The sequence below is a fragment of the Pseudomonas sp. P4_C4 genome (assembly GCF_056402055.1).
This window is the reverse complement of the sequence record NZ_JBFUID010000024.1, coordinates 1-23,640: the sequence shown is the minus strand read 5'-3', so window position 1 is coordinate 23,640 and position 23,640 is coordinate 1. Positions and strand designations below refer to the sequence as shown.

Below are 23,640 nucleotides of genomic sequence, written 5' to 3'. Positions count from 1 at the left end.
TCATTAATCTAAATCTAATATAAGTTTTAGGGTGTTTTGATCGAATTTTCGGGGTTATTTATGCAGCCGGAGTTTTGGCACAAGAAGTGGGCGGCGAACCAGATCGGCTTTCACCTGCCGCAGGTGAACCCTCATCTGAAGCGGTTCTGGCCAGCGTTAAGCCTTGAAGAAGGCGCGCGCGTGTTGGTGCCGTTATGTGGAAAAAGCCTGGATTTGCTATGGCTCGCCCATCAAGGCCATGAGGTCTTGGGGGTCGAACTGTCGGAAAAAGCCGTCGAGGAGTTTTTCAGCGAGCATGGCTTTGATCCGGCCGTCAGCGAGCAGGGGCCTTTCAAGGTCTATCGGGCAGGTTCCATTGAACTGTGGTGCGGCGATTTCTTCGAGCTGACGGCAGGCGATGTTGCCGATTGCTCCGCGCTTTACGATCGCGCGGCGTTGATCGCGCTGCCGGCGGAAATGCGAGAGCGCTATGCCGCCCATTTGAAGCGGATACTGCCGAAGGAGTCCCATGGCCTGGTGATTACCTTGGACTATGACCAGGCGCAAATGCCCGGCCCGCCATTTGCTGTACTCGATGATGAGGTGCGGCGGTTGTTCGGGGACTCGTGGACGCTGAAGATTTTGGAAGATCAGGATGTGTTGAGTGAAGGCGGGAAATTCCTGGAGGCGGGTGTTACGCGGCTTGAGGAGCGGGTGTATCGGGTTTCCAGCCGGTAAAACTGTGTTGTTTTTGCTGGCCTCATCGCGAGCAAGCTCGCTCCCACAAGGGACCTGCGTCGTTCACAAAACCCTGTGGGAGCGACGGTGCGACGATTCGACTTGCTCGCGATGAGGCCCTCAAAAGCACCCCCAATAATCAAGCAGACAAAAAAAGGCCCGCATCGCTGCGGGCCTTTTGCTTTGCTGTGGAGTGTATCAGCCCCGGCGACGAGCCAGAGCATCGATACGCTCTTCCAGTGGCGGGTGGCTCATGAACATGCGAGCGAACCCTTGCTTGATGCCACCGTTGATGCCAAAGGCGTTCAGGGTGTCGGGCATGTGCACCGGCAGCCCCTGTTCCGCCCGCAGGCGTTGCAGGGCACCAATCATCGCGGCGGTGCCGGCCAGGTTTGCACCGGCTTCGTCGGCACGGAATTCGCGCTTGCGCGAGAACCACATGACGATGGCGCTGGCCAGAATGCCCAGAACCAGTTCGGCGAAGATGGTCGCCACGTAGTAGGCAATGCCCTGGCCTTCTTCGTTCTTGAAGATCACCTTGTCGACGAAATTGCCGATGATCCGTGCGAAGAACATCACGAAGGTGTTCACCACGCCCTGGATCAACGCCAGGGTAACCATGTCGCCATTGGCCACGTGACCGATTTCGTGGGCCAGGACGGCTTTCACTTCATCCGGCGAGAAACGCTCGAGCAAACCCTGGCTGACTGCGACCAATGCGTCGTTCTTGTTCCAGCCGGTGGCGAAGGCGTTCGCCTCGTAGGCCGGGAAGATACCGACTTCGGGCATCTTGATTCCGGCTTCGCGGGACAGTTGCTCGACGGTTTGCAGCAGCCATTGCTCGTGACGGGTGCGTGGCTGGGTGATGATCTGGGTGCTGGTGCTCATCTTCGCCATCCACTTGGAGATGAACAGCGAGAACAGGGAACCTGCGAAACCAAAGACCGCACAGAAAATCAGCAGCTGATTGAGGTTGAGGTCAACCCCATTGGCCGCCATGAACCCGTTGAAGCCGAAAAGGCTCAGGGTGATGCTGGCAATCAGCACGACCGCCAGGTTAGTGGCCAAGAACAGCAGGATGCGCATCATGGTTGTAGAAATCTCCTCAAGCTAAAGATGTAGCGTACTGCGGGGTATATAAGGTGCTGCACCGGGGGATTCAACCGGGTGACTATTTCAAACTGTGTCCTACGGCAACAGTCTAGCTGCTTGCAGGGCATTTCCGACAAGTGTGCGGGAAGTGTTTGTCAGTCAATTCGTGTCGAAGGCCCCGCCTTTGTTAGGCGCGAGCAGCCAAGGCGCTGTCCGGCAGCGACAAAGCGACTGCCAGTGGCGCATTGCAAACAAATGTTGCCGGATCAATCACCGTGCGACCTGTGGGAACGTCGCACGGTGACAGATCGCTTACTGGCGGTAGGACTTGAGGAAGCCGCCGATGCGTCCGATGGCCATCTCCAGGTCATCGACACGGGGCAGGGTCACGACGCGGAAGTGGTCCGGCCATGGCCAGTTGAATGCGGTGCCTTGAACCACCAGCAGCTTTTCGGAGAGCAGCAGGTCGAGGACAAATTTTTCGTCGTTATGGATCGGGCAGACCTTGGGGTCGATCCGCGGGAACGCATACAGCGCACCCATCGGCTTGACGCAGCTCACGCCCGGAATGTCGTTGAGCAACTCCCAGGTGCGATTGCGTTGTTCCAGCAGGCGACCCTGGGGCAGCACCAGGTCATTGATGCTCTGATAGCCACCCAGGGCGGTCTGGATCGCGTGCTGGCTCGGCACGTTGGCGCACAGGCGCATGTTCGCCAGCATGTCGATGCCTTCGATGTAGCTCTGGGCGTGGTGTTTCGGGCCGGAAATGGCGATCCAGCCGGAACGGAAACCGGCGACGCGATAGGACTTGGACAGACCGTTGAACGTCAGGCAGAGCAGGTCGGGCGCCAGGGAGGCGGTGCAGATGTGCACGGCATCGTCGTAGAGGATCTTGTCGTAGATCTCGTCGGAAAACACCACCAGGTTGTGCTGACGGGCCAGTTCCAGCATGCCCAGCAGCACTTCCTTGGAATACACCGCGCCGGTCGGGTTGTTCGGGTTGATGATCACCAGGGCCTTGGTGTTCGGGGTGATCTTGGCCTTGATGTCGGCCAGGTCCGGCCACCAGTTGGCTTGCTCGTCGCACAGGTAATGCACCGGATTGCCGCCGGACAGGCTCACGGCTGCGGTCCACAATGGATAGTCCGGCGCTGGCACCAGCACTTCGTCGCCGTTGTTGAGCAGGGCCTGCATCGACATCACGATCAGTTCGGAAACGCCGTTGCCCAGATAGATGTCTTCAATGCCGACGCCTTCCACCTGCTTTTGCTGGTAATACTGCATCACGGCCTTGCGCGCACTGAACAGGCCCTTTGAGTCGCTGTAGCCCTGGGCGGTCGGCAGGTTGCGGATCACGTCCTGGAGGATTTCATCCGGTGCTTCGAAACCAAAGGGCGCCGGGTTGCCGATGTTCAGCTTGAGGATGCGATGGCCTTCCTCTTCCAGGCGCTTGGCGTGCTTGAGCACCGGGCCGCGAATGTCGTAGCAGACGTTGGCGAGCTTGTTCGATTTGCTGACCTGCATGGCGATGTGTTCCCGAAAATGAACGATCCAGACGGCGTTTGGACAACCGTGCTGGGAATCCTGCGTATTCACACAGGCCTGACGCCTTGAGATGCAGCACCCATATTTCCGTTTGAATGCGCGTGGTCTGGCTGCCAGACTGGCGTTTGACGAGGCGCAATCATACGTGCCGCCCGATCCGTGGAAAAGGTACAGATCGGGCTTTTTCAGCCGCTGAGGTGTGATGATGGAAAAGTTGGAAAAAACCCTGGAAGAATGGAAGTCAATGCTCGATCCAGAGCAGTACAACGTGTGCCGCCTCAAAGGCACCGAACGTCCGTTTTCCGGCAAGTACAACGCCACCAAGACCGACGGTGTCTACCACTGCATCTGCTGCAACGAGCCGCTGTTCGACTCAACGACCAAGTTCGACTCCGGCTGCGGCTGGCCCAGCTTCTATGCGCCGATCGGCGACAGCGCCATGACCGAAATCCGTGATGTCAGCCATGGCATGATCCGCACCGAAGTGGTCTGCGCCAAGTGCGACGCGCACCTGGGGCATGTATTCCCCGATGGGCCACCGCCGACGGGCCTGCGTTATTGCATCAACTCGGTGTGCCTGGACCTGGTGCCCCGCTCGTAATGCGAGCCCTGTAGGAGCAGCCTTCGGCAGCTCCTACAGTTGGTCAGCGTTTTGATTAATTAAATTGCACGCAATTCAATTGCTCGCTATTTTGTTATCTCTTCCATCCACTCGGACCCTCAAACATGAGCGACAACCTGCTGAGCATCCCTTGCACCACCATCAAGGGTGAGCAAAAGACCCTGGCGGATTTCGCCGGCAAGGCCGTGCTGGTGGTCAACACGGCCAGCAAGTGCGGTTTCACTCCGCAATACAAAGGCCTGGAAGAGCTGTGGCAGACCTACAAGGACCAGGGCCTGGTGGTGCTCGGTTTTCCCTGCAACCAGTTCGGCAAGCAAGAGCCGGGCAACGAAGGGGCGATCTCCGAATTCTGCGAGCTGAACTTCGGTGTCAGCTTCCCGCTGTTCAAAAAGATCGACGTAAACGGTGCCGACGCCCATCCGCTGTTCGTGCAATTGAAAAAGCGTGCACCGGGTGTGCTGGGTTCCCAGGGCATCAAGTGGAACTTCACCAAGTTCCTGATCGGCAAGGACGGGCAATTGGTCAAGCGCTTCGCTCCGGCGACCAAGCCGCAGGACCTGACCCGCGAGATCGAAGCCCTGCTCAAATGAATACCTTGTCAGTCGACTCCCTGAAGCTCGATAGCCAACTGTGTTTCAAGCTGTACGCGGCTTCCCGGGCGGTGATTCGCGCCTACAAGCCAATGCTCGATCAGTTGGGCCTGACTTACCCGCAGTACCTGGCGATGCTGGTGCTGTGGGAGTGGCAGGAAGCGGCCCCGGAGCAGCCGACCGTGAAGGCGTTGGGCGAGCGTTTGGCCTTGGATTCCGGCACGCTGACACCGTTGCTCAAGCGCCTCGAACAACTGCAACTGGTGCAGCGTCAGCGTTCGGCGCGCGATGAGCGTGAAGTGCATCTGAGCCTGTCGCCAGCCGGCACGGCCCTGCGCGATCAGGTAGGGCCACTCAAGGCCCGCCTGTTGTGCGACAGCGGGGTCGATCTGAACCGTCTCAACGATTTGCGCGATGGCCTCGATCACTTGTTGGGACAGATCAAGGCGCTGTCGTAGCGGGGACCCACAAGTCCAGCAGGGAGGCCAGTTCTTCCCGCCGGAAGGGTTTGGCCAGGTAGTCACTCATGCCCGCGGCACGACAGCGTTCGCGCTCTTCCGACATGGCGTTGGCCGTCAGGGCGACGATGGGCAGTTGGGGCCAGCGGCCGCTGCGGCGGATTTGCCGGCTGGCCTCATAGCCGTCCATCACCGGCATGTTGCAGTCCATCAGCACCAGATCGAACTCCCGTTGTTCGAGTTGATCCAGGGCTTCGGCACCATGGGCCGCGGTGGTCACCTCGCAGCCGAGTTTGCCGAGCATGCCCTTGGCCACCAGTTGGTTGACCGGATTATCTTCCACCAGCAGCACGCGCCCGCGGCGCTGCGGGCTTTGCGCGTCGAGTGGGACATTGTTGATCGGGTGGGTTTGCGGTTGCAGGATTCGCCGCAACAACTGATGCAGCGAATTGCGTGCCAGGGGGCGGGCCTGCTGTTGCAAGGGGGCGAGGGCGTTGACCTCTTCGCTGGGCATGAAATTGCCATAAGCGGTAATCAGCAGGATCGGCGCGCTGAGAGTGGGGCGCAAAATGAACAGGCACTCGGGGCAGTCGGTGATGAGCACGTCGGCCGCCAGGCCAAGCATTGGGTCATCCATGGAGCGCCGTTCGTAGTCCAGTCCCCAGCCAGGTAACAGGCCGTTCAGCAGTTCGCCCAGCCCGCTGCTGGCGGCCGTGATGGCGATGACTTTGCCCTTGAGCGAAACAGCCGGCATTGCACGGGTATGGCTGGGCAATGGCAAGTCCGCGCAGAACTGGCTGCCAAAACCCGGCTCGGAGTCGATCGTCAGGCGCCCTTGCATGGCTTCGCAAAGGTTGTAGGTCAGCGCCAGGCCCAGCCCGGTGCCGCCAAATTGGCGGGTAATACCGGCGCCGGCCTGAGTGAAAGGCTGGAAAATTTTCACTTGGGCATCCAGAGGGATTCCGATGCCGGTGTCACACACTTCGATTCTGACGCCGTCCCCGAACGTCGACAGGCGCACGTCGACACGCCCGAAACGGGTGAACTTGAGGGCGTTGGACAGCAGATTACTGACGATCTGCCGCACCCGGGTCGGATCGCCGAGCACGAGTGTCGGGAAATGCGGATCGATCAGGCAGGTCAGTTCGACGCTGGGGGCGGCGTTCTGCGATAACAGGTTGGCAGTGTCTTCGATCAGCGAGCCGAGGTCGAAGGGGATGTGTTCGAGTTCGAGTTGACCGGCATCGAACTTCGACAAGTCGAGAATATCGTTGAGCAATTCCACCAGCACTTTGCCCGAGTCATGGGCGATGGACAGCTGTTGCTGTTGTTCGGCAGTCAGCGGCCCGTCGAGGGACAGCGCGATCATCCCGAGCAAGCCATTGAGGGGCGTGCGGATTTCATGGCTCATGTTGGCCAGGAACACCGAGCGGGCGTCGGCCATGTCCAGTGCTGTGCTGCGAGCGGCTTCCAGTTCCAGGTTGGATTGGCTCAGCCGGGCATTGATCGCGTTGAGTTCGGCAGTGCGGGCCGAGACGATATTTTCCAGTTGGCCGAGATACTCGGTCAGGCGGTTTTCCGCATTGCGCCGCTGCTGGATTTCGGTGGCGATGTTTTTGAATTGCTGGTTGGCAACCTTGACCAGCACGCCGATCTCATCGTCGGCGTGCCCGGCGGGACACTCCAGTGAGCTCGGCTCGGTGCTGCTCGGGTCGCGGCCGCTGAGTTCACGGATGACCCGCACCAGGGGTTTGGTCAGCATCACATAGAACAGCGCCAACAGGATGCCGGACAGTAGCAGGCTGCGGGCGAAGCCATTGAGCAGGGTCACTTCGGCCCGGCGCAGGAACCGGTTGCCGAAGGCGTAAGTGTCGACGTTCAGCCGCAGCGTACCCAGGGATTCGCTGGGTAAATGATCCAGGTAAAGCCGGTCTTCGAACTGTCGGTTGGCGCCGAACAGGAAGTCACTGAACATCCGGTAACCGTTTTCCACACCGGCTCGCTTGACGCTGGCCAGCACAGTGCCGTTGTTGTCGGTCAGTTTCACGCTAGTGATCGCTGGCGAGCGCAGCAGGCCCAGGGTCAGTTCCTTGGCGAGTTCGGCGTCGATGTTGTAGGCAATTCGCGAGGCCGGGTTGTGGCTGATTTCCAGTAATGAAAGGATTTCACGATTGATGGAGGCGTCTTCACTGGCATAATCGATGCCTATTTGCAGCAGGCTGAGCAGCGTGCCCAGAATGAAACCGACCAGCACGGTAAGCCGGGCTTGCTTGAATGACAGCCGGTTGGTGAATTTGATGTCCATGGAGGGGTGAACCACTTCCGTTTCCTTTCGCTGCTCAAGCATAGTCGATCATGCCTGCCTGTTGATGTTCTCGCGAGGCCTGTACTGCGGGGGCCGCCGCTTGTGTGACGCTGTGTTTCGTCGCTGTATCACCATCATTACTGTGAACGTGCCCGAGGAGAAGTCGTGGATTCCCGATTGAATGCTTTTCTTGAACGCGCCGATGCCGTTCTGGCCCGTATCGAGCCGTTGCTGCCGGCGCCGCGGCCAGCTATCGACTGGACGCAATGCCTGGCTGCGCGCTGGCAGTGTGAGGCACGCGGCGGATATCTGATGCCACTGGAGGTCAGCCTCGACATGCATTTGTCGGACCTGATCGGCGTCGACCGGCAAGTCGAGCAGCTTGGGCGCAATACCCAACAGTTCCTCGATGGCATGCCCGCCAATCACGCCTTGCTCTGGGGTTCGCGCGGCACTGGCAAGTCGTCGCTGGTGCGCGCCTTGTTGGCCGAGCACGCACAAGCCGGTTTGCGTTTGATCGAGATTGAACGTGATCACTTGGCAGACCTGCCGCGAGTGGTCGAACAGATCGGCAAACTGCCCCAGCGTTTCGTGCTGTTTTGCGATGACCTTTCCTTCGAGTCGGGTGAGGGTAATTACCGGGTGCTCAAAAGCGTCCTCGATGGCTCGCTGGAACAGGCGCCGGACAACGTTTTGCTGTACGCCACGTCCAACCGTCGCCACCTGGTGCCGGAAAAGGAAAGTGACAACGAAAACTGGAAACGGGTCGACGGCGAACTGCATCCCAGCGAGGCGGTGGAAGACAAGATCGCGCTGTCGGACCGCTTCGGTTTGTGGCTGTCGTTCTATCCGTTTACCCAGGAACACTTCCTCAACGTCGTCGAGCACTGGATCGGTCAGTTGGCCGGCAAGGCCGGACTGGCGTGGCAGCGCAGCGAAGAGCTGGACATTCTGGCGGTACGCTGGGCCACCGGCCGGGGCAATCGTAATGGACGTTGCGCTTATCAATTTGCCCGTTATTGGGTCGGGCTGAAACTGTTGGAGCACAAGGCATGATCGATTTACAAAAGAGCGGCCAGGGCCTCGAAGGCTACGGCATGCTGCACGCGCAGCTGGAGTCCTTGCTGGCGGACGAGCGGGACTTCATCGCCAATGCCGCACAGTTCTCGGCGTTTCTGTTCAATCAGCTCGATGACCTGAACTGGGCCGGTTTCTACCTCAACCGCCATGAAGAACTGGTGCTGGGCCCGTTTCAGGGGCAGATCGCTTGCGTGCGGATTCCGTTCGGTCGCGGCGTATGCGGGGCAGCGGCTGCCACCTTGCAGACTCAACGAGTCGAAGATGTTCACGCGTTCCCCGGTCACATTGCCTGCGACAGCGCCTCGAACAGCGAACTGGTGGTGCCGCTGGTCAAGGACGGCCGATTGATCGGTGTGCTCGACCTCGACAGTCCGAAACTGGCGCGTTTCACCGAACAGGACCAGGCAGGAATCGAACAGCTGGCGGCGATTTTCCTGCGGCTGACCGACTGCTGATCAAGACCCCGGGCCTGCCTTGAGCAGCAGGCCTGACGCCGGTTTTCTCCATGACGGTCAACACCCTGCTGAGGGTCCAGGCATAGTTAAGGCTCTGTCACTTTGCCTTCGTCGTAGTGCTCGATCTGACGTAGTAACGCGCCCTCCAGCTCAATTATGGCGCACTCCATGGATTTACAGCATGCAACCACTTTTTCGCGATCGAAATCCTCATGGCAGGCTGCTTCGAGTGCCTCGCAGCGGTCGATCAAGCGGGATGCCTGCACTATCCGGGCTGCGCCTTTGATTTTGTGGGCAATGTCCTTCAGCGCCTGCGTATCTGCGGAGCTGGATAGCGACAACAGCGTTTGCAGATCCTGGCGGTTGCTATTCACCAACTCGTTGAGCAATCGCCGGTTCAACATCGGGTTGCCCCCGGTCAGCAGTTTCAACCCGTGCAGGTTGAACGCCGGGGCTGCCTGGGTGGGCTCAATGCCTTCCACCCATAGACTCAAGGCACCGAGGCTGAGGGGTTTGAACAGGCAGTCGTCCATTCCCGCCTGTTTGCAGCGTTGTACTTCTTCCGGTTGGGCGTTAGCGGTAAAGCCGAGAACGGTGCAGGGAGGACGATGGTTTTGTCGTTCATGCTGGCGAATGGCGCGGGCTAGCTCGTAACCGTTCATGACCGGCATGTTGCAATCGGCGATCACCAGATCAAACGGCTGGTCTTTCCATGCATCCAGTCCCTCCTGGCCATCGGCCGCGACGGTAAATCGATGCCCAAGAAACTCCAGTTGCTGGCACGTGAGCAAGCGATTGGCCGGGTGATCGTCGACTACCAGCACACTCAACGGGGTTGTGGCGACGATGATTTGCGTTTCGGCCACCTGGGCTGACTGTTGTAGCGGCAACGTTTCCAGCAGTAGCAACACCTCCACTTGAGTGCCGACGCCCGGTTCGCTACGCAATTGCAGATTGCCGCCCATCATCTCGCAGAGGTTGCGGCTGATCACCAGCCCCAGCCCTGCGCCCCCCCTGGCCGATTGCATGGCGTTGTCGGCCTGTGCGAAGGGTTCGAACAGGTGCTGTTGATCCTGTTCGCTGATCCCGATACCACTGTCGTGAACCTGCACCCGCATTTGCACGTGCTCAGGTTGCGTTGCCGGCTGCAGATCGACAATGACCCGGACCTGGCCTTGCTCGGTAAACTTGATGGCATTGCTGATCAGGTTGGACAGCACTTGTTTGAAGCGCAAAGGATCCAGCAACACATCGAAGGTCGGGTTGGCCGATGAAAACTCCAGTACCAGCCCGAGCTTCTTCTGTCGGGCCAGGCCATCGAAAATCCGCACGACCGAGGCTACGAGTTCACCCGGACTAACGCGCTCCGGGCTCAGGCTCAAGCGTCCTGATTCGATTCTGGCAATGTCCAGAATGTCGCCAATCAGCTCCAGCAACCCTTTCGCCGAGTTGTATGCGACATCGATGGTCGCGCGCTCCGGGTGCAGATGATCAAGACGCTTGAGTGTCAGTTCAAGCATACCAATGATTGCATTCATCGGCGTGCGGATCTCATGGCTCATCGTGGCCAGAAACGTGCTTTTGGCCCGGTTGGCGTTATCGGCACGTTCTTTCGCGCAACGCAGATCATCGAGCAGTTGCCGCCGTTCGCTGATATCGATCCAGCCACCGATAATGCCTTGCACTTTTGCGCTGGAATCCCGATAGGGAAGAATCCAGTGATAGATCGTCAGCCGCCGGCCGCCAATGTGCAGTTCGCGATCGACGATCAAAGGTCTGCCCTCGGCCACCACGCGTTGGTAGTCAGCCTGGTACTCCCGGGCTTCGAATACATTGCTCATCGATCCCTGCATGACACTTTTGCCGATGACATCTTCACGCCTGGCGCTGAACGCTTGCAGGTAACTGTCGTTGCAACTTTGCAGTAGTCCCTGGCGATCACGTACGTAGATCGGATGGGGCGTGCCATTGACCAGCGATCGCATGAACTCGAATTGATCGTTCAACGCACGCTCGGCGGCCTTGCGTTGCTTGATCTGGCGTCGCATGTAGTCGTTCCACGCAATGGAAATCAGCAACAGCACGCCGGCACCGATGACGATCTGATAGAACAGTCGTTGATAGTTGCGCCAGGTGTTTTGCGAAGACGCCGAATAGCCGCGCCAACGGCTGTTGATGATGCCCAGTTCTTCCGGCGAGATGCTTAGTAACGCCTTGTCGAGAATCGCGTTCAGCTCTTTGGCGCCCCGAGCGGTGGCAAGGGAAAACGCTGCCTGCTCGGTGCCGATGGTGGTGCTGATTTGCAGTGTGTGCTCGAACAGTCGCGACGAAATGAAGTAATTGGCAATGATCAGTGAGTTCACCGCGCCCTCGACCTGGCCTTCGGCGAGTAACTCTACGGCGCTGAAGGTGTCCGGGGCTTCAATCAACTTGATCCGGGGAAATTCTCTGCGCAGGTAATCCATGAGTGGATTGCCACGGGCAATGGCCAGGCGCTTGTCCTGCAACTGCACGAGGTTGGTCGGGCTGTCGGCGGCTTTGCGGGTCAGCAGGACGTAGGAATTTTCCAGAAAGGGTCGAGTAAAGTTCAGTTGGGTTTGACGTTGCGCGCTGGGAAGCAACGCGGCGATCACATCGGCCTTGTTGTCCTTGATCTGTTTGATCATCTCGTCATCGCTCCGACTGTGCTGGATGTCAAAGCGCAAGCCGGTGCGCAGCCTGATCAGCTCAAGCAAATCTGCGGTGACACCGCGAAAGTTGCCGTTGCTATCGAAAAACGTCAGTGGCGCAAAGGCTTCGTTGACGACGACGCGCACTATCGGGTGGCGTGCCAGCCAGCGTTCTTCCCGTTCAGTGAGTTGCAACTTTTGATCGGTCAGCAGAATGTCGCTACCGGCGCTCCAGCGTTTGGCGATGTTTTCTCGTTCACTGGAGGGGATGGCCGTGATCGTCGCGTTGATGATGCCAAGCAGCTCGGGGTTGCTCCTGTTCACGGCGAAGCTGAAACCATAGGCTTCATGTTTGCCGAAGTTGGCCATCCGGATGTTGTTCAAGTATCCCTTGTTGATCATGTAGTGAGTTGAAATGGTGTCACCGAGAAACACGTCCGCCTGATCGAAAGCAACGGCGTTGATTGCATTCTGGTAGGAGGGATAGGACGTGATGATCGCCTTCGGGTACAACGCCCTGACTTCCGTCAGCGGCAAGTAGTGATACACCATGCTCAGGCGCAATCCGGCCAGGCCCTCGGTGAGGGATCGGGTTTCCCCTTCGCGGGTCACCAAGACGGGTTGGTCGACGGCATAGGGTATCGACAGTGCAATGTCGGCATTGCCAGCTTCGAATCCATTGGCGGTGCCTAGCAGATCGACTTCGCCGCTTTCCAGTGCAGCGATCGCGGCCCCTCGGGAATCGAAACGCTGAACCGTGACGGGCAAACCGGTTATTTTTCCCAGAAGACCAGCGTAATCGGCGGTAAACCCTTCATAGTCCTGCCCACTGGTGGTCAGGTCGAAAGGGGGGTAGTCCGGGGCTGACGTCCCGAGCGTCAGTTCATGTTTTTGCTTTATCCATTGCCGTTGGGATTCATCCAGTCGAACCTCCATTGCTCCGGCCTTCGAACGGCTGAGCAGTGTGTAGTGTTCACTGTTCGGTGCCCCAAACAACGAGGTGCTCACGCATAGACCTGCAGTCACCTGTATCAGATAAACCTTCAAACGGCTGGGCATCGAGGGTCTCACACTAGCGCGTTTCGTTTAGCCATCTCGATTAGTTCAACCAGGGATTTGGCTTTGAGCTTCTGCATGAGGCGCTTTTTGTAGGTGCTCACGGTCTTGTTGCTCAGAAACATCCCCTTGGCGATTTCCTTGTTTGTGCGACCTTGGGCAAAAAGTTGCAAGACCATCAGTTCCCGGTCGTTTACGGATTTGAACAGTTCCAGTTCGATGCAGCGTGTTTCATCTCCGCGGATGGGGTTCAAGGCCTCGCTCGGAAAATAGTTGTAACCTGCAAATACCGCTTTTATGGCGCTGACCAGTTCACTGATGTCCTCTTGTTTGCAGACATAGCCCGAGGCACCGGATTGCATGCAACGAATGCCGAAAAGTGTCGGGCATTGTGCTGTCAGTACCAGTGTTTTAAGAGGTGTATTCATGGCGTTGAATCGGGATAGCACTTCCAGGCCATCCAGTTTTGGAATGCTGATGTCGAGAATGACCAGATCCGGCATGCATTCGCGAACCATCTGCATGGCGTCGACCCCATTGTCAGTTTCGCCGACGACTTTGTAACCTTCATGCTCCAGCAGCATTCGAACGGCAAGGCGGATAACCGGGTGATCGTCGACAATAAAAACGGAGTTCATAATCAAGTCCCATGCGAGCTCAAATAAAGCGCGCACCTTAGCTCAGATACTTGAAGGGGCGCATGAACTGACCGAGCTGTAGCAGCAATATAGGAGAAATCCTACAGATCAAAAGGAATGGGACTACGTGTTAACTAGGTTTCTTATTAGGAAGGCTAAGAAAGTCCAGCGCTTTGGTGTACTTTTGAAGGAAGTTGTTTGTAAGTTTTACGTTGTATGTTTTCCGGCTTTTATATGTTTCTTTTTTCTATAGTAGTGCTGAGGTCAACAAGTCTCTAAATTCAGATTGTTTCAGTGGTTTTATCAAATATCCCAATAATGGCAGCCCGTAATCAGTGGCTGTTTTTACAAGCTCATCCAATTCAGACGTTGTCAGACTACTCAGAATGATCGCCTGTCTGATCAGCCCTCGCTGGCTGGCGAACCGGACCAGATCGAGTCCCGTCAGATCGGGCAGGCATTGATCGCATAAAAGAATGTCGAACGGTTGGTCGGCCCCGAGCATTTTCTGCATGGCGCTTTTGGCGCTATCGGAGGTAGTCAGCCGGGTGAAGCCATAACTTTCCAGCAAGTACTGAGTGGCTATTAGTTGGAAGGGATGGTCTTCCACCACGAGGATGCGTAGATCGTCTTCGGCCATGGGGCGCACTTCATCTGTCGAACAGAAGGGAGGGCGATTGTTTCGCGAGAGTGCCGGACAAGCGATCAGTTTGCTCGACAGGTGCTGTAGGGCGATTCGACGAAACTTGAGTGCTGTTGGAGTTTGAAGGGGAGATCAGCCATTACGAATGCTGTAATGGCTGATCAATCGATACACCTCAGTGGCTGGCGCGTCCGGTCATTTCCAAGGCCATGTCACTGGCATAGCTGTCGGTCATGCCGGCGATGAAATCAATCATGCGCAAAAACGAAGTGTGCAATGGGCCGTGAGGGTCGGGTGCATTGTTGCCCAGCAGATCAAGGATACGACGGCTCTTGAACGACGGCGTACGTCCGTTGTGCTGCTCCAGCGCTGCGCCGCAAAAGGCGTTGAGCAGGATTTCCAGTGTGGTGTAGGCACCGATCTCGTGCAGAGTCTTGCGCTTGTCCTGGAAGATTTTCTTGCGGGCCATGTCTTTGGCATTCAGCACGCAACGCTTGGCGGGACCATGCATGTGTTCCACCAGGTCGCCGGAAAGCGTACCGGCCAACAGCGCATCCTGTTGCTCGACAAACGCCCGGGCCGCGGCATTGGTCAAGTGTTCGATGGCTTTACCGCGCAGTATCGCCAGTTTGCGTCGGCGCGAATCGCCGGGACCAAGCTGGCGGTAGGTCTCAGGCAAGTCATCGCCCACCAGGCCCAGCAACAGGGACTCGACTTCGGCGTATTCCAGCAACTCCATTTCCAGGCCGTCTTCCAGGTCGATCAGTGCATAGCAGATGTCGTCGGCAGCCTCCATCAGGTACACCAGAGGATGTCGCGCCCAACGTTGCTCCTCCAGTTGTGGCAGGCCGAGTTTATGGGCGATCTGCTCGAGTAGCGGCAGCTCGCTCTGATAACAGCCGAACTTGTGTTTCTTGTAGCCCAGCGAGTCGGCGTGCCTGGCCGTCCATGGATACTTCAGGTAGGTGCCCAGCGTTGCATAGGTCAGTCGGGTGCCGCCGTCGAACTGGTGATACTCCAGTTGAGTGAGTACCCGAAAGCCCTGGGCATTGCCTTCGAAATTCAGGAAGTCATTGCGCTCGGCTTCACTCATTGCATCCAGCCAGCCACGGCCGGCGGCTTGCTGGAACCAGTGCCGGATCGCGTCTTCACCGGAATGGCCGAAAGGCGGGTTGCCGATATCGTGTGCCAGGCAAGCCGATTGCACCACCATCCCCAGGTCGCTGGGTTCGCACCAGTCGGGCAGGGCATTGCGGATGGTTTCGCCGACCCGCATGCCCAGTGAGCGACCCACGCAACTGACTTCCAGCGAGTGGGTCAGGCGCGTATGAATGTGATCATTGCTGGACACCGGATGGACCTGGGTCTTGCGCCCGAGGCGGCGGAAAGCCCCCGAGAAAATGATGCGGTCGTGGTCTTTGTGAAAAGGGCTGCGACCGAGCTCTTCAGGGCTGTGCAGAGGTTTTCCGAGGCGTTCGCGGGTAAGCAGAGTGTGCCAATCCAAGGCGGGGTCTCTCCGTCAGGTGACTAATAGCCTAGCTTCCCGTTTCGCGCCATGACCTGCAAGCGGAACTGCAGTCCGGCGGCGTCGATATCGATGAGTAACCGACGCCGAAATCATCGATGGCTATCCGCGCGCCGGCTTGCCGGTAAGGCACCACCACATGTGCCAGACTCATCAGTCTTTGCGCGAAGAACCTTGCATGATCAGTGTGATCAGCGGCCCTAGTGTTGTGCCGAGGCGGATCAGCCGGGTCAGGCTGCTGAGGCCACCACCGTTTTTTGCACCCTTGCCGGTCAGATAGCCCAGCAACGTGACGGCAGCCACGCCCCAGAGTGGAGCGTGCTTGACGCCGAAGCCGTCCTTCAGGTTTTGCGTTATCCCGCGCACCCGCTGCAAAGGTTGTAGCAGTTGCGCGGATTCGTGGCGGATTTCCTGACGATGCATTTCCATGCGCAAGCGGATCAGGGCTTTGCGCATTTCCGTGCGTGAGCTGTTGTGTGGCAATTCAGGCAGGTTCATGGCATCAGGCGCTCCCGATCGTTGGCCAGCTCTTCCAGTGTGCCGTGGAAGGGCGAGGACTCATCGAAAATCGCTGCTCTCAAACGCATTCCACAGAATATGGCGGCGAGGGTGTAGAACACACAGAGCCCGATGATGGCGGTCAGGCGATAGGTGTCCCAGAACACAATAAGCACCAGCGTCGACAACCCCACCAACAGCAGCAATGCAAACACCAGCGCCAGGCCGGCAAACAGCAACAGGCTGACGGTGCGGGTCTTTTGTTCCTGCAATTCGATACCGAACAGTTCGACATGGCTGTGCAGTAATCCAAGGAAGGCAGCGCCCAGGCGCCGCGATGAGGAGCTGGTTCCCGCTACAGACGGGCCGGATTCACCGATCGACATATCAGCGCCGGCTGGCCAGCAGGCCGATCAGGAAACCCACACCGGCCGCGATCCCGACGGATTGCCAAGGGTTGGCCTGGACATAGTCTTCCGTGGCGGTGACTGCTGCCTTGCCGTGTTCGCGCAGGGAGTCTTCGGTCAGCTTCAGGGTTTCACGGGCACGCAAGAGACTGTCGTGAATCTGCTCGCGCAATTCATCGGCCTGATCGCCGGCCAGGGTCGCGGTGTGCTCCAGCAACCGTTCGGTGTCACTGACCAGTGTCTGAAAGTCGTTCATCAGGATTTCTTGAGCAGTCTTTGCCTTGGTGCGGGCCATGGGGGATCTCCATAAGTGGCTTTCTGATGCGTTCGAGTATGAGCCTTCGGCGAAGGTTCAGTACAAATGACTGGTACAACTTTTGCTACGTCGTGGTGCGCCGGTCCGCACCATTGCGCTATGGCCGGGCATGATTTCAGTAAAACCGTAGGACCAACAATCAAAAACTCGCGTAAACGTCCGGGGCGCGTTTTTCCTGGAGGGCGTCCGTGCGCCAAAGTGGTTCAACGAGATCAGTGCGCTGATGCTCCGAAGCCGCAACTTGGTGCGTGGACAGTCATCGCGAACTGCTTTGGTGCTTTTTTCTGCCATAAGGTCTGCCCATCCCATGGAAAACCTGCAAAGCGCTGTGGACACCCTGGTCCATAGCTCCAACACGCTGTTCATTCTGATCGGTGCGGTCATGGTTCTGGCCATGCACGCCGGTTTTGCCTTTCTCGAAGTCGGAACCGTGCGACAGAAAAACCAGGTCAATGCGTTGTCGAAAATCCTCAGTGACTTCGCTGTTTCGACACTGGCCTACTTCTTTATAGGCTATTGGATTTCCTATGGCGTGACATTCATGCAGCCAGCGGCCGTGCTCAATGCCGACCATGGCTATGGACTGGTGAAGTTTTTCTTCCTGCTGACCTTTGCCGCGGCGATCCCGGCGATCATTTCCGGCGGGATCGCCGAGCGCGCCCGGTTTGTTCCCCAGTTGTGTGCAACCGCGTTGATCGTCGCGTTCATCTATCCGTTCTTCGAAGGCATTGTCTGGAACGGCAACCTGGGTTTGCAAGCCTGGTTGCTGGAGCGCTTTGGCGCCGGTTTCCATGACTTCGCAGGATCGGTGGTGGTGCATGCCATGGGCGGTTGGCTGGCACTGGCGGCGGTGCTGTTGCTCGGGCCGCGTAATGGCCGCTATCGCGACGGTCGGCTGGTCGCGTTCGCGCCATCGAGCATCCCGTTTCTGGCACTGGGCTCGTGGATCCTGATTGTTGGCTGGTTCGGCTTCAACGTCATGAGCGCGCAAACCCTGCAAGGTGTCAGCGGACTGGTGGCGGTGAACTCGTTGATGGCCATGGTTGGCGGTACGGTGGCGGCGCTGATTGTCGGGCGCAATGACCCCGGCTTTTTGCACAACGGCCCGTTGGCGGGGCTCGTGGCAATCTGTGCCGGTTCCGACCTGATGCATCCTGTGGGCGCGCTGGTCACCGGTGCCGTCGCGGGGGCGCTGTTTGTCTGGTGCTTTACCGCGGCCCAAGGCAAATGGCACATCGACGATGTGTTGGGTGTGTGGCCGTTGCATGGCTTGTGCGGTGTGTGGGGCGGCATCGCCTGCGGCATTTTCGGCCAGACCGCTTTGGGCGGGTTGGGCGGGGTCAGCCTGATCAGCCAGTTGATTGGTACTGCGCTGGGCGTCACTGTGGCACTGGCCGGCGGGTTTGCCGTGTATGGCGTGATCAAGGCGTTGCATGGATTGCGCCTGAGTCAGGAAGAGGAGTATTACGGCGCGGACCTGTCGATCCACAAGATCGGTGCCGTGAGCCAGGACTGATTCAGGTTTTTTCATCGTCCGTGGCATTAGGGGGCGTTCTCAATTAGTTTCCCTACCGCGCCGGGTCTGCTGTTGTGCAGGGCAGGGGGCTCAATGGCTCGACGGTTTTTCGGGGCAGGCCTAGAATGGTCAATTCATTATCTGGTTGAGTGCTCATGCTTCCCGAATGTCAGCTGTTCGGCACCCTTGGATGCCATCTCTGTGAAGTAGCCGAAGCCATGTTGATGGAGTTTGTCGAGCGCGGCCTGCTGGTTGAACTGGTGGATATCGCCGACGATGAAGCGTGGTTCGCCGCTTACAGCCTGCGAATTCCAGTGCTGCGACGAGTCGATACCGGTGCTGAACTGGGCTGGCCGTTCAGCGCCGATCAGGTGGTGGCATTCCTGCGTTGAGCGGTTCTTGTGCTGGCGGTATGTTCCGTCTGTCGAACTTTGCGATTGATCCCCTTGGCTTATTCGATGTTGATCGGATACTGTATGCGTATACAGTTATTCGCGGTGCCTGCCATGCCGTTCCTGATTTTCGGGAGTGAGCAGGCAAGCCCGGGCGTGAGAGGGATGAATCGTGGTCAATGTCGAACAGTTGAAGAGCAGCGTGAACCGGATGTCCGCAGACGTCGTGCGCGAGGCTGTCCTTGAGTTGCGTCTGGATGGTCTGGTGACCGAGGGGAAAACGCCCTTCAACAAAATGCATTTCAATACCTGCTTCGCAGAAATCGAAGCCTTGTTTCAGCGCGCGGGTTATCACCGGCAACTCGATGTCGTGGGTTATCAGGGATTGTTGTACGCCCTGTACGACCCCGCTCGCTGGGAAGCGGTCGATGTACTGCGCTGGCTCAAGGAGTACACCGAAGCGGCGGCGCGCACGCAGATCCCGGCTTGAGGAATCTCCTCCAGGGGGCGCTCCCGATTAGTTTTCACGGGAACACTAATTGATAACGCCCCCTAGGTTCATTCCCCTTGCTGTTGGATAATGCCGCTCTGCACTGAGGGTTAGAGCTTTCGTATGTCCACTTCTTCTTTTTCCGCGGCACACAGTCAGGCCAGTACGCTCTACTTGCCACCCGGCCCGTGGCACACCGTTGTCGATTGCCTGTGCGAGCATTTCAGCGCCATCGGTCGCGAACAATGGCTGGACAGAATTGCCCGTGGCCGGGTCCTCGATGGGCAGGGCATGCCGATAGCCCTCGATCTGGCCTACAAGGAAGGTTTGCGGATTCATTATTTTCGCGAAGTGCCGGATGAAAAGCCGATCCCGGTGATCGAGTCGATCCTGTACGCGGACGAGCATCTGGTGGTGGCCGACAAACCGCACTTTCTGCCCGTGACGCCGGCTGGCGAATACGTCGAACAGACGCTGCTCAGGCGCTTGATCCGTCGCCTGGACAATCCGCATCTGGTGCCATTGCATCGCATCGACCGGCATACCGCAGGGCTGGTACTGTTTTCCGCCAATCCGCAGAGTCGTTCGGCTTATCAGTCGTTGTTTCCAACCCGGCAGATCGAAAAGCGTTACGAGGCCATCGCTGCGGCGTTGCCTGAACTTGCTTTCCCGCTGGTTCATAGAAGCCGACTGGTCGATGGCGAACCGTTCTTCCGTATGCAGGAGGGGCCCGGGGCCAGCAACACCGAGACTGCGGTCGAAGTCAGGGAGAAACAGGGGGATCTCTGGCGTTATGGTCTTTACCCGGTGACGGGCAAGAAACATCAGTTGCGGGTACATATGGCGGCGTTGGGGGCCGGTATCTGCAATGATCCGTTTTACCCCGAGGTGCTCAAGGATGCGCAGGATGACTACGCCAACCCATTGAAACTGCTGGCTCAGGGGCTGAAATTTATCGATCCGGTCACAGGCGAGGCGCGAGAGTTCGAGAGTGAAATCACCCTGCAATGGTGATCACAAAGCTACCCTGAAGCGCTGTTCCTCAGGCATGAAAAAGCCCGCATCAAGCGGGCTTTTCTGTATCCGGCGGTGCCAGGATTACAGCTCTTTAACGGTACGAACCTGGTCTTTGTTGATGCGGGTCTGTTTGCCGTCGAGCTGTTCGAATTCGTAGAAACCGGAATCCTTGTCGAACTGTGGCGTGTCGACGGCCTGGATTTCGCGACCGTCATTCAAGGTGATCACCGTAGGCGATGCGCAACCGGCGAGGGTGGCGAGGCCGAGTGCAAGCATGAAAGTGGCGAGGGTCCGTTGAGTCATGAGTGTGTTTCTCCGAATAAGAAATCTTTGGTTACCGAACTTGAGACGTGCACCATTCGCGCAAGTTCCTGATTAATCTCAGTCTGACACAGTGTCGTGACCGCTTAACAGTTCCGGCGTGTTGAGGTTGGCCAGCCGAGGGTCCTTGTCGGGGCATTGCAGTGCGGTCGCACCGAGCTTGCGCATCAACCGGCCAGGGCTGCGCTCACCTTCGTTCCAGGCGTTTTCAAATGCTGCCCTGTGTAGCACAGGAATCACGCACAACAACGGTTCCCAGTGGTCATCATGCCGCACCATCAGCGGCTTGTCCGGATGCAGGTTGGCGGTCTCGCGCATATTGTCGATCAGCGCCGCATCGATGCCCGGAACGTCACAGGGCAAGACCAGCAGATGGCTATGGCGAGCAGCTTTCAGGCCAGCGCGAATACCGGCCAGCGGCCCGGGGAAGTCACCTTCATCATCGTGGACCAACTGGTCGGCGTAGGGCGCGTACTTCTCAAGGTTGCGATTGCAGGAGATGATCAGGTCATCGCTCAGCGGGCGGGTCTTGCGATGCAGATGTGCAATCAGGGGTTCGCCCTGCCAGTCCAGCAACCCTTTGTCCCGACCACCCATACGTTGGCCGCGACCGCCCGCCAGGAGCAGAATGGAGCAGGGTGGCAATTGTGAATTCGAGGTCATGGCAGGTCTCCATGGGAGCGGCGAAAAAACGGAGCGCTGTGATATAACACCGGGCTGTTTCTCCTACAACTGGACGAGCCTATGAAAGCCAAGGCTGATGTACCTTTCGCACCGCTGAATATTGCAGTGCTGACTGTCAGCGATACCCGCACACTGGAAACCGACACCTCAGGTCAGGTCTTTGTCGACGGCTTGACCGCCGCCGGTCATTACCTGGCAGCCCGGGTGTTGCTCAAAGATGACCTCTACAAAATTCGCGCGCAAGTCGCCAACTGGATTGCCGACGATGTCGTACAGGTTGTGCTGATCACCGGCGGCACCGGTTTTACCGGGCGTGACAGCACACCGGAAGCCGTCGGCTGCCTGCTGGACAAACAGGTTGATGGATTTGGTGAACTGTTCCGCCAGATCTCGGTTGCCGATATCGGCACTTCGACCGTTCAGTCCCGGGCGTTGGCCGGTCTGGCCAACGGCACGCTGGTTTGCTGCTTGCCGGGCTCCACCAATGCCGTGCGCACCGGTTGGGACGGCATACTGGCCGAGCAACTGGATTCGCGGCATCGGCCGTGCAATTTCGTGCCTCACTTGAAACAGGCAGCGCCTTGTGAATCCCGTGGGTAAGCCTGGCAAGACTGGCAGCCTGATGCCCGTCGAGCAGGCGTTGGCACGCTTGCTGGAAATGGCCGAGGCTACAAGGATTGTCGAGCGCGAACGCTTGCCGTTGGCACAGGTACAGGGGCGTGTACTGGCTGAAGACCTGGTGTCGACCCTTGACCTGCCACCCTGGCCCAACAGTGCCATGGATGGTTTTGCCTTGCGCATGGCGGACTGGACGGGAGAGCCGTTGGTGGTCAGTCAGAAGGTGTTTGCTGGCCAGGCCCCCGATCCGTTGCTGCCAGGAACCTGTGCGCGCATTTTCACCGGGGCGCCTGTTCCCGCCGGTGCCGATTGCGTCGAGATGCAGGAAAATGTCGAGGTTCAGGCGGATGAGCGAGTACGTTTCACTGAAGCCTTGACCCAAGGTCAGAACATCCGTCCGCAAGGCCAGGAAACCACCGTCGGCGAGCTGATTCTGCCGGCAGGTACGCGGTTGGGGCCGATCGAGCAAGGATTGGCTGCCTCATTGGGGTGCGCTGAGCTGGAGGTGGTTCGCAAGGTGCGTGTGGCGGTGCTGTCCACCGGCGACGAATTGATTGAGCCTGGGCAGACGCTGGGGCCGGGACAGATCTACAACAGCAACCGGGTGTTGTTGTGCAGCTGGTTGCAGCGTTTGGGGTGTGAGGTCGTCGACGCGGGCATTCTTGCGGACAATCTGGAAACCACTCGTTCCCGATTGGGTGAATTGAAGGATGTCGACCTGATCCTCTCGACCGGTGGCGTATCGGTAGGGGAAGCCGATTTTCTGGGTATCGCCTTGCGCGAAGAGGGCGAATTGACGCTGTGGAAACTCGCCATCAAGCCCGGTAAACCGTTGACCTTCGGACATTTTCGCGGTGTGCCGGTGATTGGCTTGCCGGGCAATCCGGCATCGACCCTCGTGACTTTTGCATTGTTGACCAGGCCCTATCTCCTGCGCCGTCAGGGTGTAGAAGAAGTCGAGCCGTTGAAGGTGCAGGTGCCGGCAGGGTTTGACTGGCTCCAACCTGGCAATCGGCGTGAGTATTTGCGCGGACGGCTGGAAAACGGCAGGGCGACGATCTACAAAAACCAGAGTTCTGGCGTATTGCGTAGCGCTGCCTGGGCTGATGGATTGGTAGAAGTCCTGGAAGGTCGCACGCTGGTTCAGGGCGATAGCGTTTTCTTCATTCCGCTGAGTGAAGTTCTGAGCTGATAGTTTCAGCGGCTTGGTCACACAAAACCCGGTTGATTGAACCGGGTTTTGTGTTGAAGGCCACTCAATGCGCCAGAAGCAATGAAATAACCTGCTCGAAACGGCTATTGGCGATCCAGCCAAGGAGGCCGAGGATCACGGCTGTTCCGCAGGCGGAATAGGCAAGCCTGTGCTTGATGGATTTGACGTCATCCAGGACTTCGTCCATGTCCCTGCGTAAGCTCTTGAGGTGTGTTTCCAGCTCGGTGACGCGAGGTTCCATATCAACTTCTCCCGTGGCTTTTGTGCTGTTGCGGTATTCAGCTCGATGGCCTGCATTTTTATTATCTGTGAGCGGCAAGACCGAAATGGCCGGTGATCCGAGGTTTTGGCTTTGCATGGCACGTCCTTGTGGTGTCCTGCTGTAGCCCCCAAAAGTCTACCAATTCAGGTTTCCGGTCAATTGAGCCGATTCCTCACTTTTTGTAAGAAAAATCCTGCCGTGTGGGGGGATCAAGACTGTCCGACTGGAAGTAATTCGTTTTCTTGCGACTTTTAACGGCGGGGGGCTTCTGGCGTCGACAGCATGTTTATTCGTGCGCGCCTGCCCTGGAGGGGGACAACTTGCGTTTCTCGGTTCGCCCGGCGGCGTTACTCGTGCATCTGCCTGAGGATTCGCCGCTGTTACGAGCGGGGGCGTTCTCAATTAGTTTCCCCACCGGGTTGTGCCTTAAAGCTGGCCATGCTGCGTTGCAGGCCTTGGAAAGGGAACAACCATTCCCAGCGGCCTACGCCTTGCCTGGACAGCTTTAAGG

At 58.0% G+C, this 23,640-nt stretch carries 25 protein-coding genes and 2 pseudogenes; 13 read left to right on the top strand and 14 right to left on the bottom strand.

Translation table 11 applies throughout. From position 1 onward, the window contains the following. Positions 1 to 60: 60 nt before the first annotated feature. On the top strand, positions 61 to 717 hold the full coding sequence (locus AC1DXW_RS14425; protein ID WP_477754035.1) for a thiopurine S-methyltransferase: 657 nt from the start codon (positions 61 to 63) through the stop codon (positions 715 to 717). A 198-nt stretch (positions 718 to 915) separates the two neighbouring features. Here the strand turns inward: AC1DXW_RS14425 and htpX are convergent, their stop codons facing one another. Together htpX and AC1DXW_RS14415 are read right to left on the bottom strand one after the other, a co-directional pair. Continuing rightward, positions 916 to 1,806, bottom strand: coding sequence for a protease HtpX (htpX, locus tag AC1DXW_RS14420; protein WP_007973520.1), 891 nt, complete (start codon positions 1,804 to 1,806; stop codon positions 916 to 918). Positions 1,807 to 2,121: 315 nt separating this feature from the next. Further along, complete coding sequence (locus tag AC1DXW_RS14415; protein ID WP_007973513.1) at positions 2,122 to 3,333, bottom strand: pyridoxal phosphate-dependent aminotransferase; 1,212 nt, start codon at positions 3,331 to 3,333, stop codon at positions 2,122 to 2,124. 226 nt (positions 3,334 to 3,559) lie between these two features. On the opposite strand from AC1DXW_RS14415, the gene msrB reads away from it, so the two are divergent. From msrB to AC1DXW_RS14400, 3 genes are all read left to right on the top strand, one after another. Next, complete coding sequence (msrB, locus tag AC1DXW_RS14410; RefSeq protein ID WP_477754034.1) at positions 3,560 to 3,955, top strand: peptide-methionine (R)-S-oxide reductase MsrB; 396 nt, start codon at positions 3,560 to 3,562, stop codon at positions 3,953 to 3,955. Between the two features lie 125 nt (positions 3,956 to 4,080). Further along, positions 4,081 to 4,566 (top strand): glutathione peroxidase, encoded by a 486-nt coding sequence (locus AC1DXW_RS14405; protein WP_056727098.1) that lies wholly within the window; start codon positions 4,081 to 4,083, stop codon positions 4,564 to 4,566. After that, positions 4,563 to 5,024: a MarR family winged helix-turn-helix transcriptional regulator gene (locus AC1DXW_RS14400; RefSeq protein ID WP_046043405.1), complete on the top strand. Its 462-nt coding sequence runs from the start codon at positions 4,563 to 4,565 to the stop codon at positions 5,022 to 5,024. The genes AC1DXW_RS14405 and AC1DXW_RS14400 overlap by 4 nt, the downstream gene beginning before the upstream one ends. Here AC1DXW_RS14400 and AC1DXW_RS14395 read toward each other — a convergent pair. Next, positions 5,008 to 7,329, bottom strand: coding sequence for a hybrid sensor histidine kinase/response regulator (locus tag AC1DXW_RS14395; protein ID WP_477754045.1), 2,322 nt, complete (start codon positions 7,327 to 7,329; stop codon positions 5,008 to 5,010). The genes AC1DXW_RS14400 and AC1DXW_RS14395 overlap by 17 nt on opposite strands. A gap of 165 nt (positions 7,330 to 7,494) precedes the next feature. On the opposite strand from AC1DXW_RS14395, the gene AC1DXW_RS14390 reads away from it, so the two are divergent. Together AC1DXW_RS14390 and AC1DXW_RS14385 are read left to right on the top strand one after the other, a co-directional pair. Beyond that, positions 7,495 to 8,385, top strand: coding sequence for an ATP-binding protein (locus AC1DXW_RS14390; protein WP_477754033.1), 891 nt, complete (start codon positions 7,495 to 7,497; stop codon positions 8,383 to 8,385). Further along, the gene (locus AC1DXW_RS14385) at positions 8,382 to 8,864 is read left to right on the top strand and encodes a GAF domain-containing protein (protein WP_477754032.1); all 483 of its coding nucleotides are present in this window, start codon (positions 8,382 to 8,384) and stop codon (positions 8,862 to 8,864) included. The genes AC1DXW_RS14390 and AC1DXW_RS14385 overlap by 4 nt, the downstream gene beginning before the upstream one ends. An 86-nt stretch (positions 8,865 to 8,950) precedes the next feature. Here AC1DXW_RS14385 and AC1DXW_RS14380 read toward each other — a convergent pair whose 3' ends face one another. From AC1DXW_RS14380 to AC1DXW_RS14345, 8 genes and pseudogenes are all read right to left on the bottom strand, one after another. After that, positions 8,951 to 12,592: a transporter substrate-binding domain-containing protein gene (locus tag AC1DXW_RS14380; protein ID WP_477760126.1), complete on the bottom strand. Its 3,642-nt coding sequence runs from the start codon at positions 12,590 to 12,592 to the stop codon at positions 8,951 to 8,953. A gap of 8 nt (positions 12,593 to 12,600) precedes the next feature. Beyond that, positions 12,601 to 13,227, bottom strand: coding sequence for a response regulator (locus AC1DXW_RS14375; RefSeq protein ID WP_477754030.1), 627 nt, complete (start codon positions 13,225 to 13,227; stop codon positions 12,601 to 12,603). Between the two features lie 247 nt (positions 13,228 to 13,474). After that, complete coding sequence (locus tag AC1DXW_RS14370) at positions 13,475 to 13,867, bottom strand: response regulator (protein WP_477760125.1); 393 nt, start codon at positions 13,865 to 13,867, stop codon at positions 13,475 to 13,477. A 178-nt stretch (positions 13,868 to 14,045) separates the two neighbouring features. Then, on the bottom strand, positions 14,046 to 15,374 hold the full coding sequence (locus AC1DXW_RS14365) for a deoxyguanosinetriphosphate triphosphohydrolase (RefSeq protein ID WP_477760124.1): 1,329 nt from the start codon (positions 15,372 to 15,374) through the stop codon (positions 14,046 to 14,048). An 85-nt stretch (positions 15,375 to 15,459) separates the two neighbouring features. Continuing rightward, positions 15,460 to 15,561: pseudogene (locus tag AC1DXW_RS14360) on the bottom strand (hypothetical protein); the annotation flags it as partial. Further along, positions 15,549 to 15,893: a hypothetical protein gene (locus AC1DXW_RS14355; RefSeq protein WP_477756113.1), complete on the bottom strand. Its 345-nt coding sequence runs from the start codon at positions 15,891 to 15,893 to the stop codon at positions 15,549 to 15,551. The gene AC1DXW_RS14355 and the pseudogene AC1DXW_RS14360, both read right to left, overlap by 13 nt. Next, a complete protein-coding gene (locus AC1DXW_RS14350) occupies positions 15,890 to 16,279 on the bottom strand; it encodes a phage holin family protein (protein ID WP_477756112.1) in 390 nt (129 codons plus the stop codon). Before AC1DXW_RS14350 ends, AC1DXW_RS14355 begins: the two co-directional genes overlap by 4 nt. 1 nt (position 16,280) lies before the next feature. Next, positions 16,281 to 16,595 (bottom strand): ElaB/YgaM/YqjD family protein, encoded by a 315-nt coding sequence (locus tag AC1DXW_RS14345; protein ID WP_477756111.1) that lies wholly within the window; start codon positions 16,593 to 16,595, stop codon positions 16,281 to 16,283. Between the two features lie 328 nt (positions 16,596 to 16,923). Between AC1DXW_RS14345 and AC1DXW_RS14340 the strand changes: the two genes are divergently transcribed. From AC1DXW_RS14340 to AC1DXW_RS14325, 4 genes are all read left to right on the top strand, one after another. Then, positions 16,924 to 18,132 carry an ammonium transporter gene (locus AC1DXW_RS14340; RefSeq protein ID WP_477756110.1) on the top strand — a complete coding sequence of 403 codons (1,209 nt, stop codon included), beginning with the start codon at positions 16,924 to 16,926 and terminating at the stop codon, positions 18,130 to 18,132. A gap of 155 nt (positions 18,133 to 18,287) precedes the next feature. Continuing rightward, positions 18,288 to 18,524, top strand: a complete 237-nt coding sequence (locus tag AC1DXW_RS14335) for a glutaredoxin family protein (protein WP_477756109.1) — start codon at positions 18,288 to 18,290, stop codon at positions 18,522 to 18,524. Between the two features lie 172 nt (positions 18,525 to 18,696). Further along, positions 18,697 to 19,014, top strand: coding sequence for a transcriptional regulator (locus AC1DXW_RS14330; RefSeq protein ID WP_477756108.1), 318 nt, complete (start codon positions 18,697 to 18,699; stop codon positions 19,012 to 19,014). 123 nt (positions 19,015 to 19,137) lie between these two features. After that, positions 19,138 to 20,028, top strand: a complete 891-nt coding sequence (locus AC1DXW_RS14325) for a pseudouridine synthase (RefSeq protein ID WP_477756107.1) — start codon at positions 19,138 to 19,140, stop codon at positions 20,026 to 20,028. A gap of 84 nt (positions 20,029 to 20,112) precedes the next feature. On the opposite strand, the gene AC1DXW_RS14320 is transcribed toward AC1DXW_RS14325, so the two are convergent. Then, positions 20,113 to 20,334, bottom strand: a complete 222-nt coding sequence (locus tag AC1DXW_RS14320; protein WP_007994800.1) for a YgdI/YgdR family lipoprotein — start codon at positions 20,332 to 20,334, stop codon at positions 20,113 to 20,115. 78 nt (positions 20,335 to 20,412) lie between these two features. Continuing rightward, the gene (gene mobA, locus AC1DXW_RS14315; protein WP_477760123.1) at positions 20,413 to 21,015 is read right to left on the bottom strand and encodes a molybdenum cofactor guanylyltransferase MobA; all 603 of its coding nucleotides are present in this window, start codon (positions 21,013 to 21,015) and stop codon (positions 20,413 to 20,415) included. A gap of 81 nt (positions 21,016 to 21,096) precedes the next feature. On the opposite strand from mobA, the gene moaB reads away from it, so the two are divergent. Further along, positions 21,097 to 21,636: a molybdenum cofactor biosynthesis protein B gene (gene moaB / locus AC1DXW_RS14310; protein ID WP_223456911.1), complete on the top strand. Its 540-nt coding sequence runs from the start codon at positions 21,097 to 21,099 to the stop codon at positions 21,634 to 21,636. Then, entirely contained in the window at positions 21,620 to 22,846 is a 1,227-nt protein-coding gene (locus AC1DXW_RS14305) for a molybdopterin molybdotransferase MoeA (RefSeq protein WP_477754955.1), read from the top strand. Before moaB ends, AC1DXW_RS14305 begins: the two co-directional genes overlap by 17 nt. A gap of 64 nt (positions 22,847 to 22,910) precedes the next feature. Here the strand turns inward: AC1DXW_RS14305 and AC1DXW_RS14300 are convergent, their stop codons facing one another. Further along, a complete protein-coding gene (locus AC1DXW_RS14300) occupies positions 22,911 to 23,225 on the bottom strand; it encodes a hypothetical protein (protein WP_477754956.1) in 315 nt (104 codons plus the stop codon). 174 nt (positions 23,226 to 23,399) lie between these two features. Between AC1DXW_RS14300 and AC1DXW_RS14295 the strand changes: the two are divergent. After that, positions 23,400 to 23,518 (top strand): annotated as a pseudogene (locus AC1DXW_RS14295) (lipid kinase YegS); the annotation flags it as partial. Between the last annotated feature and the right edge of the window lie 122 nt (positions 23,519 to 23,640).

Coding starts and splice junctions, on each gene's coding strand:
- AC1DXW_RS14425 (WP_477754035.1), top strand. CDS start 61: ATGCAGCCGGAGTTTTGGCACAAGAAGTGGGCGGCGAACCAGATCGGC.
- htpX (WP_007973520.1), bottom strand. CDS start 1,806: ATGATGCGCATCCTGCTGTTCTTGGCCACTAACCTGGCGGTCGTGCTG.
- AC1DXW_RS14415 (WP_007973513.1), bottom strand. CDS start 3,333: ATGCAGGTCAGCAAATCGAACAAGCTCGCCAACGTCTGCTACGACATT.
- msrB (WP_477754034.1), top strand. CDS start 3,560: ATGGAAAAGTTGGAAAAAACCCTGGAAGAATGGAAGTCAATGCTCGAT.
- AC1DXW_RS14405 (WP_056727098.1), top strand. CDS start 4,081: ATGAGCGACAACCTGCTGAGCATCCCTTGCACCACCATCAAGGGTGAG.
- AC1DXW_RS14400 (WP_046043405.1), top strand. CDS start 4,563: ATGAATACCTTGTCAGTCGACTCCCTGAAGCTCGATAGCCAACTGTGT.
- AC1DXW_RS14395 (WP_477754045.1), bottom strand. CDS start 7,329: ATGGACATCAAATTCACCAACCGGCTGTCATTCAAGCAAGCCCGGCTT.
- AC1DXW_RS14385 (WP_477754032.1), top strand. CDS start 8,382: ATGATCGATTTACAAAAGAGCGGCCAGGGCCTCGAAGGCTACGGCATG.
- AC1DXW_RS14380 (WP_477760126.1), bottom strand. CDS start 12,592: ATGCCCAGCCGTTTGAAGGTTTATCTGATACAGGTGACTGCAGGTCTA.
- AC1DXW_RS14375 (WP_477754030.1), bottom strand. CDS start 13,227: ATGAACTCCGTTTTTATTGTCGACGATCACCCGGTTATCCGCCTTGCC.
- AC1DXW_RS14370 (WP_477760125.1), bottom strand. CDS start 13,867: ATGGCCGAAGACGATCTACGCATCCTCGTGGTGGAAGACCATCCCTTC.
- AC1DXW_RS14355 (WP_477756113.1), bottom strand. CDS start 15,893: ATGAACCTGCCTGAATTGCCACACAACAGCTCACGCACGGAAATGCGC.
- AC1DXW_RS14350 (WP_477756112.1), bottom strand. CDS start 16,279: ATGTCGATCGGTGAATCCGGCCCGTCTGTAGCGGGAACCAGCTCCTCA.
- AC1DXW_RS14345 (WP_477756111.1), bottom strand. CDS start 16,595: ATGGCCCGCACCAAGGCAAAGACTGCTCAAGAAATCCTGATGAACGAC.
- AC1DXW_RS14340 (WP_477756110.1), top strand. CDS start 16,924: ATGGAAAACCTGCAAAGCGCTGTGGACACCCTGGTCCATAGCTCCAAC.
- AC1DXW_RS14335 (WP_477756109.1), top strand. CDS start 18,288: ATGCTTCCCGAATGTCAGCTGTTCGGCACCCTTGGATGCCATCTCTGT.
- AC1DXW_RS14325 (WP_477756107.1), top strand. CDS start 19,138: ATGTCCACTTCTTCTTTTTCCGCGGCACACAGTCAGGCCAGTACGCTC.
- AC1DXW_RS14320 (WP_007994800.1), bottom strand. CDS start 20,334: ATGACTCAACGGACCCTCGCCACTTTCATGCTTGCACTCGGCCTCGCC.
- mobA (WP_477760123.1), bottom strand. CDS start 21,015: ATGACCTCGAATTCACAATTGCCACCCTGCTCCATTCTGCTCCTGGCG.
- moaB (WP_223456911.1), top strand. CDS start 21,097: ATGAAAGCCAAGGCTGATGTACCTTTCGCACCGCTGAATATTGCAGTG.
- AC1DXW_RS14300 (WP_477754956.1), bottom strand. CDS start 23,225: ATGCAAAGCCAAAACCTCGGATCACCGGCCATTTCGGTCTTGCCGCTC.